This is a genomic window from Phenylobacterium sp. (genome assembly GCF_020253645.1).
Taxonomy (GTDB): domain Bacteria; phylum Pseudomonadota; class Alphaproteobacteria; order Caulobacterales; family Caulobacteraceae; genus Phenylobacterium.
Window position 1 is genome coordinate 1 of the sequence record NZ_JADCBG010000125.1, and the last position, 15,669, is coordinate 15,669.

The window sequence follows — 15,669 nt, forward strand, 5'->3', positions numbered from 1 at the left end:
CGCCTGAAACTTGCTTATCTCGCGCCCGAACTGCTTCCGGGTCGAGGCGTGGTCAAGGGTCATGGACTGGAGGGCGTCGATGGCCCCGGCCATCATCGCCGCATCGGCCGCCGCGCAGAGGGCGCGGGCGGCGTCCGGGGCCGCGCCACCGGAAACCAGGACCGGGGCCGCATCCGCGCAGGCGCAGGCCGCCGGATCGACGATCCGGGCCAGCAGGGTCTGCAGAAGGGCCGACGGCGCAGCCCGGCGACCGCACTCGAAGGCCAGCGGGTAAAGGCCCGACAGGTCGAGCCCGGCCCCGCCCTCCGCCTCGGGACGCAGGACATCGAGGAAGCCGGAGGCCTCGAGTTCGGGCCAGGGGTCGGCGCCGAGGCCGTCGAGCAGCTTGCGGAAGGAATCGAGGAACAGGTCGTCGCTCATGGCCTCACCTCAGTCCGAGCCCGCGGGCGATGATGCCCCGCAGGATCTCGCGCGTGCCGCCGCGCAGGGAGAAGGTCGGGCTCATACCCGCCAGGTAGTCCAGGGTCGCCAGCAGGGTGGATGGGACAGGCCCGTCCACCGAGGCCAGGTGGTCGGTCACCAGGGCCGGGATGGACTGCTCGAAGCTGGCGCCCAGGTCCTTGACCATGGAGGCCTCGACCACCGGGCTCTCGCCCCGCGCCAGTTGCCCCGTCACCGCAAGGGACATGTTCCGCAGGGTAGCCAGGCGGGCGATCATCCGTCCCGCCAGTTCGGCCTCGGACTCTGTCGGCCCGCCCCGGCTGCGGATGAAGTCCAACCACTCGTCGATGAGGACGGTTGAGGAATAGAGCCGCTCGGGCCCGCTGCGCTCGAAGGCCAACTCCGCATTGACCTGCGACCAGCCCTGGCCCTCCTGGCCGATCAGGGCGTCCTCGGGCAGGTCGACATCCTCGAAGAAGACCTCCGAGAAGTGCGCGTCCCCGGCCAGGTCACGGATGGGACGGGCGGTGACGCCGGGGGTCTTCAGGTCGATCAGCAGCTGGGACAGTCCCGCCTGCCGGTCATCTGGCCCGCCGCTGGTGCGCACCAGGGCCACCATGTAGTGCGCCCTGTGGCCATAGGTGGTCCAGATCTTGGAGCCATTGAGCCGCCAGCCGGAGGCCGTCCGCTCGGCGCGGGTGCGGACGCTGGCGAGGTCGGATCCGGAATTGGGCTCGCTCATGCCGATGCAGAAGAAGGCCTCGCCCCGGCAGATGCGCGGCACGATGTCCCGGCGCTGGGCTTCCGTACCGTAGCGCAGCAGGAGGGGCGCACTCTGGCGCTCGGCGATCCAATGGGCCGCCACCGGGGCCCCGGCGGCGAGCAGCTCCTCGATCAGGACGAACCGGGCGAAGGGACTGCGCCCGCCGCCGCCGAACTCCACCGGAAGGGTCAGACCGACCCAGCCGCGGGCGGCGAGGTCCCTGGAGAAGTCGGCGTCGTAGCCCATCCAGGTCCGCGCCCTTTTCGCTCCTGGCACGCCGGCGAGGCGTTCTGAGAGAAAGGCGCGGACTTCCGCCCGGAGAGCTTCGTCCTCTGGGCCGATGGCGGCGGGAACGAGGGGCGCGAGCACGGTTGGTCTCCTGGTCAGGCCGAGGGAGGATTGGTCTCGAAGCCGGGCGCCGCGAGCAGGGACTTCGACCAGGGCCGGGCGCTGCGGGTCCAGACCTGCAGGGCCGGGGTCACGTCCTCGTCGCTCTCCAGGGCGCCGACCTTGACGGCGACCATGCCGTTGCCGAGGCGCGAGGCCAGAGGCGAGCCGCACTTCGGGCAGAAGCAACGCTCGACAGAGCCGCCGCTCTCGCCCTGGTCGGCATAGACCGCGTAGCCGCCGCTGAGGCGGAAGGCCGCCCCGGGAACGATGGCGTTCACCGAGAAGGCCGATCCGCTGGTCTTCTGGCAGTGGGTGCAGTGGCAGGCGACGGTCACGAAGGGGGCGGCGTCGCACTCGAAGGCGACCTCTCCGCAAAGGCACTTTCCACGCATGGACGGAGCTCCATTCCAGCGGCGCCCAGGAGGCGTCAGGGATGGTATTTGACAGACCCCCGCCGGCCCCGCCAGTGGGTGACCAAGGGGCAGGCTGCAGGTTTCTTCAGCCCCGGACAGGGACGGAGGCGGACATGGGCGGGCACATCCGGGACCGGGTGGTGATGGTGACCGGGGCGGGAGGCGGCTTCGGCCGTCGGATCTGTGAGAAGGCGGCGGCCCTGGGGGCCTGCATCGTCGCCACTGACGTCGAGACGGAGGGCCTGACCGGCACGGCCGCCGCCGTACTTGCCGCCGGAGGACGCATCCTGCACCGCCGGGCGGACGTGACCTCGCTCGCCGACCTCCAGGAGGCCGTCGTGGCCGGGGTGTCCGAGTTCGGTCGCATCGATGTCATGGTCAACAACGCAGGGATCATGCCCCTCGCCTACTGGCGAGACCACGCAGAGGCCGCCCTGGCCTGGAACAGATGCATCGACGTCAATCTCAAGGGCGTGCTGAACGGGATCATGGCCGTACACGACCAGATGATCGCCCAGGGCCAGGGGCAGGTGATCAATATCTCGTCCATCTACGGCAACTTCCCGGTGGCCGGGGCCGGGGTCTATGGGGCGACGAAGGCGGCGGTGAACTTCCTCTCGGAGTCCCTGCGCGTGGAGTCACAAGGATCCATCAAGGTGACCACCATCCGCCCGACGGGCGTCCCCGGAACCGGTCTCGGCGCGGGCATCATCAATCCCGAGGCCATTGTCGGCATCCTTGGCCAGAACGCCCCCGCCTATCTCGCCGCCCTCCAGGGGCGGTCGAACGCCCCGGCCTGCGAGGGACAGGATTCCCCAGACTCGGTCCGCTACCTGGCCCTCTCCCCGGATTTCATCGCTGACGCGGTGATCCACGCCATCGACCAGCCCTGGGGCGTCTCCGTTTCCGACATCACGGTGCGGGCGAGCGGCGACCAATACATCCTGTAGGGCCATCCCCGGCCCACGCCGCCTCCGACATCATACTGTCACGAAACCGCAGCCTAGCCGTCACACCCCCTCCCTAGAAGACGCCGGGAGGGGTGCTGGCGCGGCTGAGTCCGCGCGCGGTCTCCCCTGCCTGCACGCCAGATGTCGATACGGTGGAGACCGCCCCATGACCGCCCTCGGAAAGCTGAAATTCCTTGCCATCACCGCCGCCGCGGGCGCCCTGCTGGCCGCCTGCGGAGGCGGCGGAAGCGTCTCCTCGCCCGGCGAAGGCCAGTTCGCGACCGGCGGAGTCACCGGCGGATCCGGCGGATCCGGCGGCTCCGGATCCGCCTCGGCGGATTGCCCGACAGGATTCATCAATCTCGGAACCATCGCCAACGGGACTCTCCGATCCTGCGGTATTCCGAGGCTGGTCACTGGCAACCTGACCCTGCCCTTCCGGCCCGGCACCGCCTACCGGATCGACGGCAGGGTCGAGGTCGGCCAGGACCTTGGACCTGATGCGCAGAATCCCCGCGCCGGCGTCCAGTCAGGGGTTCTGACCATCGAACCCGGCGTCACCGTCTTCGGGGGGATCGCAGAGTACCTGGTGGTCAACAGGGGCTCCCGGATGATCGCCGACGGCACCGCCTCGCGACCGATCATCTTCACCAGCCTGAACGATCTCAACGGCGGCCCGGATCTCAAAGGCCAGTGGGGTGGTCTGGTGTTTGCGGGCCGGGCCCCGATCAACCGGTGCCCGCCGGCCACCACAAGCTTCCCGGCCAACCCGGTCGCCTGCGAGTTCCGGTTCGAGGCCATCCAGACGATCAACTGGGGCGGTAACGCCGCGAATGACAGCAGCGGGGTGCTTCGTTACGTCCAGGTCAAGGAAGCCGGTTACGAGGTCGCGCCCAACGAGGAGCTGAACGGGATCACCTTCGGGGGCGTGGGCAACGGCACTGTAGTGGACTTCGTGCAGGTGCACGGCGGCGCGGACGACGCCGTCGAGTTCTTTGGCGGCACGGTCAACGTCCGCCGCCTGGTCCTGACCGAGTGGGACGACGATGGTTTCGACACGGACGAGGGCTACACCGGCTCCGCCCAGTACATTATCAACACCTCCGATCGCCCGACTGAGGAAGCCCGGTGCTTCGAAATCTCGGGCGCAGGTTCGACCTCCGGGGGCGCGCCGCTGCTGCGGGCTCATCCCAAGGTCTCCAACTTCGTCTGCCGGCTCGGCCAAGCTTCATCAACCTTCGACTCCCGCCAGCATCAGGGCCTCGTCCTGAACGGGGGCACCCGGGCCGACTTCCTGAACGGCGTCATCTACTCCGCACACCCTTCAATCCCGTGCATTGACGTGGATGGATCATCGACCATGGCCGAGCCGCGGCCGACCTTCGCGTCGGTGGCGCTCTCCTGCGCCGGCGGACCGTTCCGGACCACGGACAACGACCAGCCCACCGGGCCGGAAACCCTGTTCAACGCGGGTCCGAACAACATCGCGACAGGGTACACCCCCACATTCTCGCAGGGGTTCATCAACGGATCGAACGAGAGCGGCCGCGTGGCCACCAACCCCACTCCCGTCTCGGCCTTCTTCCTGGCGACCAACTACATCGGCGCCGTCTCGGGCCTGACCGACAACTGGTACGTCGGATGGACGTGCGGCCTCGCCGGCGCGGCGTCCTGCTGACCGGCGATGCGTCGGGCGGCGGACCCCTCCGCCGCCCCCCTTCCCGTCCCTTCCTGAAGGCCCGACCCTGATGACCCGCACCCTCCGCACAGTCCTGCTCGCCGGCGCCGCCTTGACCACGGCGCACGCCGCCTTCGCCCAGACCCCGCCTCCCCCCGGGGGGACGGAAGTCGAGGAGATCATTGTCAGCGGCCGCTTCATCCCGGACGTCGTGCGCGACACCGCGGAAGTGGCCAACTTCCTGAGCGTTGAAGACGTCCAGCGCGCGGGTGACGACAACGCCGCCCAGGCCCTGACCCGGATCACGGGCATCTCCCTCGTCTCAGGCCGGTTCGTCTATGTCCGGGGACTGGGCGAAAGATACTCCCAGGCTCTCCTGAACGGGTCTCCCCTGCCAAGCCCGGAGCCTCTGCAGAGGGTCATTCCCCTGGATCTGTTTCCAGCCTCGATCCTGGCTGGGACAGTCATCCAGAAAACCTTCTCGGCCAATTATCCCGGCGAGTTCGGCGGGGGCGTCATTGACCTCCAGACGGTAGGCGCCCCAAACGAGACCTTTGTCAGGATCGGGGTTGGCGCAGGCGGGGACACCGAGACCACCGGAAAGCGCGGACTGACCTACTTCGGTTCGGATACGGACTGGCTGGGCTTTGACGACGGGGCTCGGAAGCTCCCCGTGGGCATCAGAGCCTTCGCACTCGACAAGCCCCTCGTGGCCGGAACACCCGGCCTGTCCAATGACCAGTACAAGGCCGCTGCGCGAAGCTTCAACAATGCGCCGCTGAATCTTCAGCAACGGGCCCGGACGCCCGCGAACGGGAACTTCGACGTCTCCGCAGGCCACGCCATTGACACCCCCAACGGTACGGTCGGCGGGATCGGGGTGGTGAGCTACCGGAACAGCTGGCTGACGCGGAAGGGCGTCCGGCAGACGACCGCGCCCGACCTGGGCGGACTTGCTCTCGCGACGGACGCCGTCTTCGAGGCGAACCAGAACGATGTCGGCTGGAGCGGCCTCGGGGGCCTGACCTGGGAGGACGGCGACAATGAGGTCCGCTATACCGGCCTCTGGATCCGCACCACCTCCAAGCGCGCCCGCATCACGCAGAACAGCGCCCAGTCCCAGGGCAACGCTAATGTGAACGCCTACGGGACGGAGTGGTACGAGAGGGAACTGCAGCTCAACCAGCTTTCCGGCAAGCACCTGCTCGCCGACTGGGAGCTGGAATGGCGGGGCACCTACGGGCGGACGGCGCGCCAGGCGCCTTACGAGCGGCTCTACCGCTACGGCCTGGGGGCCGACGGCAAGCGGACGGCGCTATTGTCAGGCGCCAACCAGCTCCTGTCCTTCTCGGACCTCGACGAGAACATCGGCTCGGCGAACCTTGACCTGAGCTACGACCTCCCCGTCGAGTTCGTCCGGCAGGCCCAACTCAAGGTCGGCGCGGCCTGGCAGAGGAACTCGCGGACATCCTGGCGGCGGGACTTTACCTATGACCAGGGACGCAACTGGGATCCGGCGCGCTATGCCGGCCAGCGGATCGACTATCTGGTGGCGGACCGGAACCTGAACGACGATATCGTCGCCCTGCGCGAACTGACCGGCAGCGCCCTGACGGGCGACTCGGCCCTCTTCGATGCAGAACTGGAAGTCGCCGGGGCCTATGTCCAGGTCGACAGCGAGATTCGGCCCCTCCTGCGGGGCAGCCTCGGGCTCCGCTACGAGACCGCCGACCAGATCGTCCGGACCCTGGACATCTTCAAGCCGACCGCGCCGCCCCTCTTCAGCCGGTCTGTTTCCAAGGACTACGTCCTTCCGGCAGCCACCCTGACATGGAACTTCGCAGAGGATCAGCAACTCAGGTTCGGGGTCTCCAAGACCATTGGCCGGCCCCAGTTCCGGGAACTGGCGCCGCAACGCTACCGGGACACGGATACGGACCGGATCCTCACGGGGAACCCGTATCTCGAGGACACCACATTCCTGAATCTCGACGCCCGGTATGAGCGCTACTTCGCGAACGGCCAGTATTTCACGCTGGGGGCGTTCCTGAAGGACATGGAGAAGCCCGTGGAGGCCCTCGCCATACTGGGTTCCGACGGCGCCTTCCGGCAGACCTTCTACAATGCGCCCGCCGCCCAGATCATCGGCGCAGAAGTCGAGTTCAAGAGGGTCTTCGACTTCCAGACCGGGTCATCATGGATCGATGATCGCCGCTGGCTCGTCGCCCTCAACTACACCTACACGAAATCGGAGCTGAGGGTCAGCGACGGCGACACCATTGTCCTGGACACGACGGGCGTACGGACCACGCCACCCGCCAAGGACTATCTCCGCGGCGGCGAGAAACTCCAGGGTCAGTCGGACCACCTCGCCAACCTGCAGCTTGGTTTCGAGAATGAGGAGGCCGGGTCGCAAGCGACCCTTCTGGTCACCTATACCAGCGAACGCGTGGCGGCCCGCTCCAGCAGCATCGACCTGCCTGACCTCATCCAGAATCCGGGCCTCCGCCGCGACTTCGTGTTCCGCAAGACCTTCGAGGCCAATGGCCAGGAGTTCACGGGCTCCTTCGAGGCGCGCAACCTGACCGGGACCGACGCGGAAGAGTACCAGGAAGCGGGCGGCAAGCGTTTCGAGACCAACAGCTTCACGGTCGGCCAGTCGTTCTCTGTCGGGCTTTCCACCCGCTTCTGATCCCGTGCAGGGGCCCTGAAGGCCCCGCCGGTCCTCAATCGGTGGATGAGCGCGCAGGGTGCGTTGAGGCGGAGGTCAGCGCTCTCGGGCGAGGTGCTGGATATCCACGATGCGCCGGGAAGAACCTGCGCGCTCGATCTGGACCACCAGGTCGATGACCCGGGTGACATAGGCCTGGATCCGGTCCCATCCGAGGTCGAGGCCAGAGGTCAGGGCGAGGAGTCCGATCTGGTCCAGGGCGCCGGCGGGGCTATCCGCATGGATGGTCGTGATGGAGCCCGGATGCCCGCTGTTCACAGCACGAAGGAAGGCGAAGGCCTCAGAGCCGCGAAGCTCGCCGAGAAGAATGCGGTCCGGGCGCAGTCTCAGGGCCGCTGTGAGGAGGGCGTCGGCGTCCACCCTGGCCTCTCCCATTTCGCCTCGCACCGCGATCAGGCCGACGCTGTTGGGATGATCGAGGCGAATTTCAGCGGCGTCCTCGATTGCGACAAGGCGCTCGGAAGGGTCGATCTCCTTGACCAGGGCGTTGAGAAGCGTGGTCTTTCCACTGCCGGTGCCACCTGAAATCACGATGGTCTTACGACGACGAACGGCCTCGCGGAGCGCCCCGAGGGAGTCCCCGCTATCCAGAAGCGCGGACAGACGGGCTTCGGCCTTCTCTTCCAGGTCTGTCGGCGCCTGGCGATCAAAGAGACCGCCACCGGCGAGATCCTCGAGGCTCAGGTCCGAGATCAGGTGCTTGCGCACCGCCAGGACCGTACCCCCTCGGGTCGCTGGCGGGGCGACCACCTGAACGCGCGAACCCTCAGGCAGGGTGGCGGACAGAAGGGGGTGTTCGCGATTGACCCCCTGACTGCTGACGGCGGCGATCTGGCGAACCAGGCGCTGCAGCGTAGTCTCATCAAGGCCCGGAGCGGGCTCCCGCCGCATTCCCTCGGACGCCGTCTCGACCCAGACCTCCCCCGGCGCGTTGACCAGCAGGTCCGTCACCTCAGGGCGGCTGAGCCAGGGCGAAAGCGGCGTCAGGAAGGCGCTGAGATAGACATTGGCGTTCATCAGGGGCTGACCCCGGAGAAATCGAGGTCCCGCGCGACGTAAACCTGGATGGCCGCCCCCTGGGCCACCCTGAGGGTGGGCGCCACATCCGCGGGCCGGATCGCCGACGCCGCCGCCTGCCCCGCCTGTCCGGGCCAGCCGAGGACCAGGGTGGTGTTGCTGTTGTTCGAGCCGCTGTTGGCGGCGGCGGTGACTCCCGCGTTGATGAGGGTCAACAGAATGGAGGCGCCGAAACGTTCGAAGAAATGGGTGTCCACCTGACCCTCGACCCCGCCCTGGCCCAGGCGGTCGACCGCCGGGGACGCAATGTCGATGGTGACGCCCGTCGGGCTGATGATCCGGCTCCAGACGACGAAGGCGCGCGTCTGGCCAGGGCTTGCCGAGGACTTGTATTGCCCGACAAGCCGGGATCCCCGGGGAATGAGAACCCGGCTCCCATCAAAGCTGCGAACATCCCGGCTGACCACGCCGCGAACGGCGCCGGGCAGATCGGAGTTGATCGCGGACTCAAGGACGGCGGAAATCAGGGCGCCCTGGGGGACGATACGGCTGAGATCCCGCATCTGGAGCGCCTGGGCGCTGTTACCAGCGGGCCCCATGGTCCGGGCGGCGAAGCGTTCAGCATCGGATCCGACAGGTTCGGCGGGGGCCGGGGCCGACGCCAGGGCGGCGGGTGCGGCGGCGCCCGCCGAAGGGGCCTCAGTCGGCGCCAGATCCACCACGAGCGTCGGCGCGCGGAGGAAGGCGTCCTCGTTCACGCCCGGAACGGCCGCGATGGCGGGCGCCGCTTCGGCCGGGGGTGGCGGTGGCGCCGGCGGAGACTGGGCCTGCGCCGGTGCAATCCCGGCTGCTGGCGGCGGGGGCGGCGGCGCGCTCTGGGCCTGGGCGCCGCGTGAGGCGTTCAGCCCGTTGAAGACGAGGAGCCCGGCGAGGACCGCTCCGCCAATGCCGCCCCAGAAGACCACCGGAGAGTCGGGTGCGCGCACGCGGGGCATGGTCGCCGCGGCCCGTTCCAGAACGGCGCTGGCGGGCTCGGGCGAAGGCTTCGGCTGTCTGTCGAGCATCTTCATCTCCGCCAGAATGAACGGGGCTTCTCGGGAATCCGGCTCTCCTCGGATCGCCGGAACCCCTCGTTGATCAGTCGGGTCGTCTCCCCGCCCCGCCTCAGGACAAAGGCTTGAGCGATCCGGTCGGCGACGAAAAGGCCATCCCGGAGCCTCAGGTTGACCAGGGCTTCCTGGCCATCGGACTCCACCGCGAAGATGGCGGGAAGGTCCTCATCGACCGGAAAGTTGAAATAGGTGTCGCGCCCATCATCGAAGACCCGAACGGGAAGAAGGGCGCGGGACCCCTGGAAAACGTAGGCCGAGTTGCGGACCTCGGGCGGAGGATCCGGGGGCGGAGGCGCGGCGGCGACGACGACAGGCGGAGCGTAAAGGAACCTCACCGTAAAGGGCATGCTCCGGGTCGGCTGCCCCATCGTTGTCAGGTTGAAGGTGTAGCGTCGCAGGTTGGTCACCACCGTCATGTTGGTGGAAGGCCGGCGCGCCATGGGCTTCAGGAACAAGAGGTTTGCCCGCCGATTGGGCGTGACCTGCCATCCCAGACTGTCGCCGATCGCCACGTTCTCGATCCGCTCCGCGGGGTCGAACTCCACGGTCAGCTGGTGTCGGAGCGCACCCCTCAATTCCACGACGGCGAGGGGGTCATAGTCCACGAAGTGAACGCGCGGGTCGCCTCCGCCCGGGCGAGGCGTGACCGCATGGGCCGCTGACGCCGTCAGCAGCAGGCACAGGGCGAAGAGGATCGAACGGGACATCATGAGCCTCCCCGTCGCCGCGTGACGACGGATCTTCTGTAGCCACCGCCCAGGGTCTCCGGAGAACGCGGGACGGGAGTCACGACCGAGGTTCGCCGCAGGCCAGGGCCCACCGGGGCGAGATCCCTGCCGGGATCCGCTGTCCTTTGTCCGTCCTGGGCGAGCGCCTGCGCCAGACGGTCCGCCCGGGACAGGAAGACCTGCGAAGGAGGCGAGGTCTCTCGCCCGGGCGTGGGACCCGCCGCTGTCGCAGCCGCCGCAGCCGGGGGACCGAGCCTCAGACCCAGGGCCGCCACCCAGGCGGCGAGGATCAGGACCCCCTGCCCGACGGCGAAGACCAGGATCAGGGCTGCAAGGCTCGTGGCCATTCGAGGCTCCAGGGCCTGCGCCTCTCGCTGCTCGGCCAGGGTCGCGAGCCATGGCGAGAGGACGACAAGGAGCATCACAAGCAGGGCCCATCCAACCATCAGGCTCAGGGCCGACCCCGCAAGGGCGCGGACCCAGCCTGCGAAGACGCCTCTCGTCACGTTCAACAGGGCCAGGGCGATGAAGACAGGGCCGACCGCAGTCAGGACGCCGATCGCCAGCTTGGCGCCGCCGATCACGCCAACGCTCATGACCATCAGGGCGTCGGCAGCCAGCGAAAGGGCCTCGGCAGAGGACGCTTCCGCGCTGGCGTAGGCCTTGGCGTTGGGCGGCGCCCGCACACCGAAGTCGGCCGCGGCCAGGCGAAGCTCGGAGTGGACCCGGTCTAGACCCGCCACGGGGCTCGAAACCAGCGATCCGGCGCCCCCCGTCGCAGTCCAGGGCGTGGACGCCGCCGCAGCGATCTGGACCGGCGCCCGATCGGCGAGGTCGAAGACCAGGGTCTGGAATAGCGACCAGTTGGTCACAAGGGCGAGAATGACCCCGATGCGAAGGGCCGCCAGGGGCGCCTCTGAGAGCCGAGCGCCCTCAGGCGCCACGAGGAGCCGCCATCCGATCAAGGCGACATAGATCGTCAGCAGCAGGGTCAGCGCGGCTCCGAAGAGGCCCGAGTCCTGGGTGAGCGCCCTGTAACCACCTTGCGCGTAGACGCGGGTCTGGCAGTCGATGGTCGCAAGGACGCCCTCGACGACACCCGCGTCCATAAAGGAGGGACAGGCCTCGATCATGCCTTGGACCTTCCAGCCATGAAGGGCTCGAGCCATGCCGAAGGCGAATCCCCGACCTCGGCCCGCAGCTGGTCGAGCCGACGAACGGACCGCTCTGTCCCAGCCAGCACTCGCAGCGGGCCGGGCAGTCCGGAGAGGTCCAGGCGGGCCACGACGCTGTGCTCTCCCCGCTTGACGAGGAAGCATCGGGACGTGTCGGGCAGGGTTCTGACCAGGGAGAATTCATGCTCGGACAGTCCGAAGCCGTCGATGTACTCCTCCGGCTTCGCCCGGGCGTTGGGAAAGAAGATCTGGGTGGCGGCCTGTTCGATGATCGCCGCGGCGATCCGGCTGTCGAGGGCGTCGGATGCGCTCTGCGTGCAGAAACCCACGAGACCGTTGCGCTTCCGGATGGTCTTCTCCCAGTCCTTGATGCGTCGGACAAAGACCGGGTCGTCGAGCACCTTCCAGCCCTCATCCACCACGAAGATCGCCGGCGACCCGTCCAGTCGCTGCTCCAGCCGGTGGAAGAGATACATCATCGCAGGCGTTCGGACTTCGGGTGAGTCCAGCAGCCGGGTCATGTCGAACCCAAGGACCCGGGTCTCAAGGCTGAGTTCATCCTCGGCGTTGTCGAACAGCCAGGCGTGTTCACCGGCCTCGCACCAGGGACCAAGCCGAAAGGCCAGGTCTCCGGGGACAGGCCGGCGTCCACCGCGGAACAGTTCCCGCAGGAAGCGGAGCCGGCGGTGGCTCGGGGGCTGGGTGAAGTTGGCGTCAATGGCGTCGGCGATCACCGCCCGGTCGTCAGCGCCCAGAGCGGCCCCATCCGGGGACAGGAGCTGGGCCAGCCACTCCGCCAGGAAGGCGCGATTGCCCGGCTCGTCGGGAAGCATAAGGGGGTTGAACCCGGTCGGTTCGCCCGGCCTGAGCACATCATAGCGCCCGCCGACGGCGCGGATGAAGGGCTCGGCGCCCCGGTCCTTGTCGAAGTAGGCGATGCGTGGCCGGATCCGTTCCGCCTGAGCCAGAAGGAAGGTCAGCAGGACGGTCTTGCCAGATCCGGAAGGGCCGATGCAGGTGAAGTTGCCCAGGTCGCCTTGATGGAAGTTGAAGTGGTAGGGCCCCGAGGCTGTGGTTTCGAGCACCGAGATGGCCGGTCCCCAGTGATTGCCCGAGGCCTCGCCCGTAGGATGGTTGTGAAAGCTCGCCAGGCTCGCAAAGTTGCCGGCCGAGATCAGGCCCCGGCGGGCGATGAAGCGGAACCCCCCTGGGAACTGCGCCCAGAAGCTGGGTTCAAGGTTGGCGTCCTCCCGGACCGCCAGGGCGCCGGCTTCGGCGAGGGCGGACTGGATGTCGGCGACAGCATAGTCGAGCTCCTCGAGCGAACCGGAACGGACCAGGATCGAGAGGTGATGCTCGCCATACGCCGCTCTGCCGGCGCCGACGTCGTCGCGGGCCTGGGCCAGCTCGCTGCGGAGGCTGAAGGCGTCGTCATCCGCGGCCTTGAGGCGCCGGAGGGCCACCCCCATCCGGTCAAGGGAGGCCTGGCGATCCTGGAAGGCGAAGCTCTCGGTCAGCACCAGCTCATGCGGCAGACGAAGGACCCCGTCGAGCAAGCCGGGCGCCGTCCTCGCGGGGTAATCCTTCAGCCCGACGATTGCAGCAAAGCTTCGCGACCCGCCATGGCCGGAACCCAGCTCTATGGCGTCCAGGCCGAAGGTGAGGCGACGCAGGGCGATGGCCTCGCCGATCTGTCCCGACGGCTCGAGAATGGGACGCCCCTCGCCATTGAGGATGAGCGCCAGGAACTCGCAGGGTTCGGAGTAACGGGCGCCTCCGGGGCCGTCCTGGAGACCGAGCGTGCGGGCGCCGTAGGGTGCAAGGGCCGCAGAAAGCGACTCCCGGGCGGCGTGAAGTTCGCGAAGGTCTCGGACAGCCTCTGACTGTCCCTGCCGGGGCCCCTTGAGGAGCCTCTCGACAATACCCGCCCGGCCTTGGGTGGGCCGGAGCACGAGGGTCAGGAAGATGTCGTTGACGAAGAGCTTTCGCGCTTCCAGCTGCCGCCGCCAACCGGCGTCGAGGTCGGCGCAGAAGGGGTCCTCGGGCGGCGGGGGGAATTCGGGGCTGACCTCGCGACGCACGACATGGTGCCAAAGGGCGAGGCGAGAGGTCGCGATCGATCGCATCACCGTCTCCCGGACGGACTTGCGATAGCTGAGCTCCTCGTCCGACGCGGTCTCGAAGGGAAAGCCCTCGATACGGAGCACCTGGATGAGAAGACCGTCGCGCGTGGCGATCGTCTGGGCGTCCACGTGCTGCGCATAGGGCAGACGTTCGCCGATGCGGGCCTCCCGGGGCGCGAGGAGACGGGCGGCCTGGGTGGTGATGAACGTCTTCACGGGGCGTACGAGTTCCCGCCCCAGAAACCGAAGTTCCGCACCCGGGGGCAGGATCGCAGGCGCGTGACCCAGATGTCGAAGAATCGGGGCTCGCGGATCGAACCGGCATAGCCGATGGCATGGATCACCAGGGCGACGCCAAGGACCCAGAAGGACTTGGTGATCAGGAACAGCTCCCCGGTCACGATCAGGTTCAGGATCGCATAGGTATAGGTCACGCCGCCGATCATCTGCGGCCGCGTCAGGGCGGCGAAGACTGGCTCCGAGGTCAGCCGGGTCACTCTATATGGCTCCGGCGAGGCTTCGGATTCCGGCCACGATGGAGACCGCGCCGAAGATGATGAAGGCGCCCAGGATCACGATCACGCCCCGTCGCCACTCCATCCGGCCGGACAGCATGAGGAAGCCCACAATAGCGATGGCGATCACCGCCGCGCTGGTGGCGACCGTTCCGAGCAGCGTCCCCTGAACCCAGCTCAGGGCCGCAATCAATGGCGAGGATCCAGCGGGGTCCGCCTGGGCCTGGGCAAGGGCCGGGGACCCGATGAGGGCTGTTGCGGCAGCGAGGAACACTGACTTGCGGGGCATGATCCTACTGGGCTCCATAGGTCTGGACGACGGGCGCGCCGAGACGCGTGACGATGGCCTGGACATAGGCGCGGGTCTCCCCGAACGGAGGCACTCCTCCATAACGCACAACGGCCTCAGGTCCGGCGTTATAGGCCGCCAGCGCAAGCCGGACGTCCCCAAACCGCCGAATCTGTCGAGCGAGGTAGCTCACCCCGCCCTCGATGTTTCCATGAAGATCGTCCGGGTTCACGCCAAGCTCCCGCGCCGTGGTCGGCATCAACTGCATGACCCCTCGGGCGCCCTTTGGCGAAACGGCCGACTGGCGGAAACGGGATTCCTGCCAGGCGACGGCTGTCGCCAGACGCGGATCGACCCCGTGGCGCACGGCGGCGTCGGCGACGAGACGGGCCGTCCCGACAGCGTCATGCATGGGCGGTGCAGGGACGGCGGCGCGTAGGGTCTGCGAGCCTGCTGAGGTAAAGATCATGGGACCGGAATAGGTGGTGACGACGCCATCGTCCCCGATCTCGAGGACCTGGCCTCTTGCATCATCCGAGGCGGCGAACAGCGCGATCAACAGCGCGCTGACGCCAATGACGATGGTCTTCACGGGCGATCCTGTCTGCTTGGACCCTGGGCGGGAGATCGCGCCCCCGAGGCAGGATATCCCGGAAAGGTCGATGGGACGATTACAAAGGATCGATGACGGTTGGATGACAGTCCAGGCCGACGACGCCGCACCGGATGAGAGGTTCGGGAGGCGCGGAGCCGCCGGGTCCGGGGCGGTGAGCCGAAGTGATGGCTCTGCGGGAGCTTGATTGGACCCCGAAGGGACCATCCATCGCCCGCTGAACCGCCACAAAGGGCTCACCGCGTTCAAGTGCGACTGCTTACGGAGCGGCCAGCGGCAACTGCAGCCTTGCGCTGCCCAGGAGCACACTGCCCGACAGCGGAGGCGCGAATGACCGGTAGGCGGGGAGCGACGCCCCGGCCACCACGAGCCCCGGCGAACTTCCGGCGTCGAAGGCATAGGCCAATGGCCCGAAGGTCACGCGCTGCGTTCCTGCACCCCTCAGTGCGACCACCGACTCGCGCAACAGCCGGACTTCACCATCGGGCCGTCGATCGACCAGCTTGACCACAATGTCGCCCGCACCCGCCTGCAGCACGGTCAGCTCCACTTCAGCTGAGCCCCGCAGTAACCTGCCCGCAGGCAGAGAAGCGCCCTTGAGTTCCACAACGTCGGCGCGGTCCAGCAGGGGCCTTTGGTCCAACATGCCGGCCGGAGCCTGCAGGTGGTTGCCGCCCAGGGTGGGGGCGGGTGAGGCAGGATTGACGCTCATCGCCCGCTCTGGAGCCGCG

General features: G+C 68.0%; 15 protein-coding genes. 3 read left to right on the forward strand and 12 right to left on the reverse strand.

Translation table 11 applies throughout. From position 1 onward, the window contains the following. The 3 genes from INE98_RS08765 to INE98_RS08775 form a co-directional block, all read right to left on the reverse strand. On the reverse strand, positions 1–420 hold a 420-nt coding region (locus INE98_RS08765), incomplete at its 3' end, for a hypothetical protein (RefSeq protein ID WP_293538278.1). Between the two features lie 4 nt (positions 421–424). Next, positions 425–1,573, reverse strand: coding sequence for an acyl-CoA dehydrogenase family protein (locus INE98_RS08770; RefSeq protein ID WP_293538280.1), 1,149 nt, complete (start codon positions 1,571–1,573; stop codon positions 425–427). 14 nt (positions 1,574–1,587) lie between these two features. Further along, positions 1,588–1,986 carry a GFA family protein gene (locus INE98_RS08775; RefSeq protein WP_293538282.1) on the reverse strand — a complete coding sequence of 133 codons (399 nt, stop codon included), beginning with the start codon at positions 1,984–1,986 and terminating at the stop codon, positions 1,588–1,590. Between the two features lie 134 nt (positions 1,987–2,120). Here INE98_RS08775 and INE98_RS08780 point away from each other — a divergent pair, with 134 nt between their 5' ends. From INE98_RS08780 to INE98_RS08790, 3 genes are all read left to right on the forward strand, one after another. Then, positions 2,121–2,957, forward strand: a complete 837-nt coding sequence (locus tag INE98_RS08780; protein WP_293538284.1) for an SDR family oxidoreductase — start codon at positions 2,121–2,123, stop codon at positions 2,955–2,957. A gap of 166 nt (positions 2,958–3,123) precedes the next feature. After that, complete coding sequence (locus INE98_RS08785; RefSeq protein WP_293538286.1) at positions 3,124–4,635, forward strand: hypothetical protein; 1,512 nt, start codon at positions 3,124–3,126, stop codon at positions 4,633–4,635. A gap of 70 nt (positions 4,636–4,705) precedes the next feature. Continuing rightward, complete coding sequence (locus tag INE98_RS08790; RefSeq protein WP_293538288.1) at positions 4,706–7,327, forward strand: TonB-dependent receptor; 2,622 nt, start codon at positions 4,706–4,708, stop codon at positions 7,325–7,327. 75 nt (positions 7,328–7,402) lie between these two features. Here INE98_RS08790 and virB11 read toward each other — a convergent pair whose 3' ends face one another. From virB11 to INE98_RS08835, 9 genes are all read right to left on the reverse strand, one after another. After that, complete coding sequence (gene virB11 / locus INE98_RS08795; RefSeq protein ID WP_293538290.1) at positions 7,403–8,383, reverse strand: P-type DNA transfer ATPase VirB11; 981 nt, start codon at positions 8,381–8,383, stop codon at positions 7,403–7,405. Next, positions 8,383–9,447, reverse strand: coding sequence for a TrbI/VirB10 family protein (locus INE98_RS08800; protein ID WP_293538292.1), 1,065 nt, complete (start codon positions 9,445–9,447; stop codon positions 8,383–8,385). Before INE98_RS08800 ends, virB11 begins: the two co-directional genes overlap by 1 nt. A gap of 2 nt (positions 9,448–9,449) precedes the next feature. Continuing rightward, a complete protein-coding gene (locus INE98_RS08805; RefSeq protein WP_293538294.1) occupies positions 9,450–10,202 on the reverse strand; it encodes a TrbG/VirB9 family P-type conjugative transfer protein in 753 nt (250 codons plus the stop codon). Then, positions 10,202–11,392: a type IV secretion system protein gene (locus INE98_RS08810; protein ID WP_293538296.1), complete on the reverse strand. Its 1,191-nt coding sequence runs from the start codon at positions 11,390–11,392 to the stop codon at positions 10,202–10,204. Before INE98_RS08810 ends, INE98_RS08805 begins: the two co-directional genes overlap by 1 nt. Continuing rightward, positions 11,353–13,737: a VirB4 family type IV secretion/conjugal transfer ATPase gene (locus INE98_RS08815; protein ID WP_293538297.1), complete on the reverse strand. Its 2,385-nt coding sequence runs from the start codon at positions 13,735–13,737 to the stop codon at positions 11,353–11,355. The genes INE98_RS08810 and INE98_RS08815 overlap by 40 nt, the downstream gene beginning before the upstream one ends. Continuing rightward, complete coding sequence (locus INE98_RS08820; protein ID WP_293538299.1) at positions 13,734–14,018, reverse strand: type IV secretion system protein VirB3; 285 nt, start codon at positions 14,016–14,018, stop codon at positions 13,734–13,736. Before INE98_RS08820 ends, INE98_RS08815 begins: the two co-directional genes overlap by 4 nt. Position 14,019: 1 nt before the next feature. Further along, a complete protein-coding gene (locus INE98_RS08825) occupies positions 14,020–14,325 on the reverse strand; it encodes a TrbC/VirB2 family protein (RefSeq protein ID WP_293538300.1) in 306 nt (101 codons plus the stop codon). 4 nt (positions 14,326–14,329) lie between these two features. Then, positions 14,330–14,917, reverse strand: a complete 588-nt coding sequence (locus INE98_RS08830) for a lytic transglycosylase domain-containing protein (RefSeq protein ID WP_293538302.1) — start codon at positions 14,915–14,917, stop codon at positions 14,330–14,332. Positions 14,918–15,197: 280 nt separating this feature from the next. After that, on the reverse strand, positions 15,198–15,669 hold a 472-nt coding region (locus tag INE98_RS08835; protein ID WP_293538304.1), incomplete at its 5' end, for a hypothetical protein.